The organism is Pseudomonas sp. 05N434, from assembly GCF_056396965.1.
The window spans coordinates 1-3,781 of record NZ_JBFTMK010000495.1; the positions used below are offsets into that span (position 1 = coordinate 1).

Annotated in this window: 2 protein-coding genes and 2 pseudogenes; 3 read left to right on the top strand and 1 reads right to left on the bottom strand. The window is 53.3% G+C overall.

Going from position 1 to position 3,781, the window contains the following annotated elements; all coding sequences use genetic code 11:
• From AC1DLB_RS24320 to AC1DLB_RS24330, 3 genes and pseudogenes are all read left to right on the top strand, one after another.
• Nucleotides 1-279 (top strand): annotated as a pseudogene (locus AC1DLB_RS24320) (EAL domain-containing protein); the annotation flags it as partial.
• Between the two features lie 38 nt (nucleotides 280-317).
• On the top strand, nucleotides 318-986 hold the full coding sequence (locus tag AC1DLB_RS24325) for a winged helix-turn-helix domain-containing protein (RefSeq protein ID WP_018928261.1): 669 nt from the start codon (nucleotides 318-320) through the stop codon (nucleotides 984-986).
• Between the two features lie 491 nt (nucleotides 987-1,477).
• Complete coding sequence (locus AC1DLB_RS24330; RefSeq protein ID WP_018928262.1) at nucleotides 1,478-2,872, top strand: undecaprenyl-phosphate glucose phosphotransferase; 1,395 nt, start codon at nucleotides 1,478-1,480, stop codon at nucleotides 2,870-2,872.
• Nucleotides 2,873-3,081: 209 nt separating this feature from the next.
• Here AC1DLB_RS24330 and AC1DLB_RS24335 read toward each other — a convergent pair.
• Nucleotides 3,082-3,691, bottom strand: a pseudogene (locus AC1DLB_RS24335) (IS66 family transposase); the annotation flags it as partial.
• Between the last annotated feature and the right edge of the window lie 90 nt (nucleotides 3,692-3,781).

Below are 3,781 nucleotides of genomic sequence, written 5' to 3' on the forward strand. Positions count from 1 at the left end.
GGCTATGACTTAAGCGATGACAGCGCTGAAAAACTGATCAGCCCGAAGCTGTTCGATTACATAAAAGTGGACCTGACCCGGTCCAATTTCGACATCATGGTCGATAACAGTCAGGACTTTTTCAACAGGTCTTACGACTGCCTGAGCAGCATGATCCATGACAGCAAAATCAGATTCATTGCGGACCGGGTCGAGCACAAAGCACTGCACACACTGGCCCGCAGCATGCCTTTCGATTTTTTCCAGGGGCGGTACTACTCGCCTACCGAGGTTATTTAAGCTTAAAAAATTTCACCAAACTAGGAAGGAGCCTTATTGTGAATACGCCAAACAACAGCTTTCTAATTTTCACCCGAGATCAACTGGCACGACAAGCTATAGAATCGCTTCTCGCACAACGCCTGCATCTATCTTTTGAAATCGAATCTGGCAAACTCAGCAGCGAACGCATCCGAAAGAGTCGATTCACGCACATCCTGCTCGACCAGGCCGATATCTCGCTGAGCGATGTCAGCTTTATCCGCAAAAATCAAAAAGATGCGGAAATCATACTCATAACTCCCAACTCGGAGCATTCAGAACTTCATCACTTCTCGCACTTCGGGGTTGATGGATTTCTCAAGAAACCGGTGGCAGACGAAGAGTTCATCTCTGCAGTCAGCCGGGTTAAAGAGTCGCAGGGGAACCCCGACATCTGGTGGTTTAATGCCGACGACAGAACATTAATCAAGGAAGATATAACCATCCCATTGACCGGCACCGAATCGTTAATGCTCACCCAACTGGTCATCAGTGATCGACGGGTACTCAGCAAGAACGATCTTATTCTACGCATCGATAAAGACCCGGAGAATTACAGCGGCCTTGAAATGTGCTTGAGCCGACTGCAGAAAAAATTCAAGACTGCCGCCAACGGGGAACGCCTGATTCGCTCGGTCAGAAACCGTGGTTATTGCCTGGCACAAAGGATCAGAATCGCATACTGATTGAAATCGCAAAAACAATAACAATAAATGCGATTTCCCGCTCAACCCGATACCGCTTGACTGCCTAACCACCTCACCTCGTACTTCCCGCCGCCTGTCCCTCGCACATATTTCTCTCCATAGTTCCTGCCGGATCCCTCCCCATGGCGGGCAAGCGCTTATCGGAATGCTGCAATTTTATAGACGATTTAGTGATGCCCTCCTAATAAAAGAGCACGACCTTTTATAACATGAGCCCTGGAAGTGGTGTCCGTTATAATTCGTCAGACACCCACAAAGATTAAGGTACTAGTATAAAAACCGGACACTGAGACAACCGTATCAGCTGACTTGAAAACAACATTCGGATGGCCAGCCATAGCCCGCGTTATTCCCTTCCAATAATAAAAATAATCTCTGACCGAACTGCGCTCGCTCAGCCTTTGCGCGCGGCTGCCATTTATTAACCGTCGACTGATACACAACGTGGCGCACGCCCGAGGGACACCGCGATGGTACATAATCGTATTAATCGAAACAGCATATCCAAAGGACTGACCTTCTGGGGGCAATGGATAATTGCCATCACTTCGGTCAATGCGTTGTTATTTGCTCTGGCGTTGTACCAGACAGGAGAAATCGAAGCTCATTATCGTGTGCTTGCCGTGCTGACTTTCCTGGGCTCGGTCCCTTCTTACTCCCTGCTGCTGGTCTATCACAAGCAGCATGGATACCTCTCCGGCCTGGGTCGACTGCTGCTGGGGTGGCTGCTGACACTGACCGGCCTGACCAGCATCGGCTTTCTCAGCAAGACCAGCGAATTGTTCTCCCGGGAAATCATCATGGTCTGGGCTGTGGCAGGTTATTGCGTGCAGGCCTTGCTGTACCTGCCTCTGCATAGTTTTTCCAGACACTACCACCGGCAATTGCACAGCCAAAATAACACCCTGATCATCGGCACCGACCAACTGGCGGTGAATCTGGCGGACAAACTGGCCAAAACCGAGTATCCGCCGCTGGTCGGCCTGATCAGCTCAAAACCCAACGAGCTGTCGACCAACGTCAATACCCACCGGATYGTGGGCCAGTTGCAGGAGCTGCGCGAGCTGATCCGGGTGCACGATGTCCGGCGGTTGTACATCGCGCTGCCCTTGAGCGAAGCCAAGCAGGTCGAAGCGCTGTACATCGACCTTCTCGACTCGAATGTGGATGTGGTCTGGGTTCCCGACCTGGGCAGCATGACGTTGCTCAATCATTCCGTCAGCGAGCTGGATGGCCTGCCCGCCATCCACCTCAATGAAAGCCCGCTGACCAGTTACCCGACAGCGGCACTCAGCAAGACCCTGCTGGACAGAGGTCTCGCCGCCCTGGCGCTGATCGCCTTCAGTCCACTGCTGCTGGTGATTGCCGTCGCAGTGAAGATCTCCTCCCCGGGGCCGATCATTTTCAAACAGGAACGGCACGGCTGGAACGGCAAGATCATCAAGGTCTGGAAATTCCGCTCCATGCGCCTGCACGACGACCATCAAGTCCGCCAGGCCGGCCGTGAAGACCCACGCATTACCCCGGTTGGCCGTTTCATTCGACGCACGTCCATCGATGAACTGCCGCAGTTCTTCAACGTACTGCAAGGCCATATGGCGCTGGTCGGACCGCGGCCGCATGCGATTGCCCATAACGACTACTACACCGGCAAGATCCAGGCCTACATGGCCCGTCATCGAATCAAACCGGGCATCACCGGGCTGGCCCAGATCAGTGGCTGCCGTGGCGAAACCGAGACCCTCGACAAGATGCAAAAGCGCGTGGAGATCGACCTCAACTACATCAACAACTGGTCGTTGTGGCTCGACATCAAGATCCTGATCAAGACGCCCTTTACGCTCTTTTCCAAGGACATCTATTAATCGCTGCGACTTTCACCCCGTTTATTCTTCAGCTTAGCTACCGGGGCAGTCAGGCTCTCTGACTGCTCCGGATTTCCCGCCCCACCGCTTCATCCCACTCCTCGTGTGAAAACATAACCAAATTCAAATTCTTTGTGAGGTTGTCTGGAGAGTGGTGGGGAAGCGTTGCTCAAGGAAAGGCTACCCTCCGTAAGCTGAGCTAGCACCGGCAGGCTGCGCTCGATGCCGAAAAGCCTGTTGATCAGGTTCAGCGCGATATCCGCACGCCCCGTCTTGTCTTTGGTTTGCACTTTTTGCGTATCGAAGAACTTTCGCCGTGCATGCGCTCAACTGCGCAAACGCTCAACGCCTGCCTGTGCAGCATCAGCATCCAGCGCGGTGTAGATAGCCATCAAGTAAGCTCGTCGCCACCTCCCGGGCCCGGTGATGGATTAGTCAAAAGGATCACCGGCCTGTGAGGCGGGCCGAGCTCTGACACGGGATATCGATGCCGTAACGACCCAGGACCTTTTCGAAAAGGTGAAGCGGTAGACATCGACGTATCTGGTCGTCAGCAACAGGGCCGGCACGCTCGGACTGGCCATATTATTTAATTAGTTGGGCGTGTTTATCCGCCCTCACCGGTGCTGACTCACAATCGCGGCAACCATAGATCTTGCGAAAACGCTTGAAGACGCGGATCTGCATCGGAACGATTTCAAGCTGTTCGCTGACCTCCTCGCCGATGGCGTGTTCATGACAGACGTGGGCACACGTCAGCTCACGCTCAGAAAGTTCATAGATGACTTCGATTCGGGGCAGGTCGACGGGCAACGGTTTGCCCCCTCGTCACACGAACCAGATTGACAATGCAGGGACTACCAACATCCCCAAACGCCAAATTAATCACGCACGGAGGAAGTTGCCTGC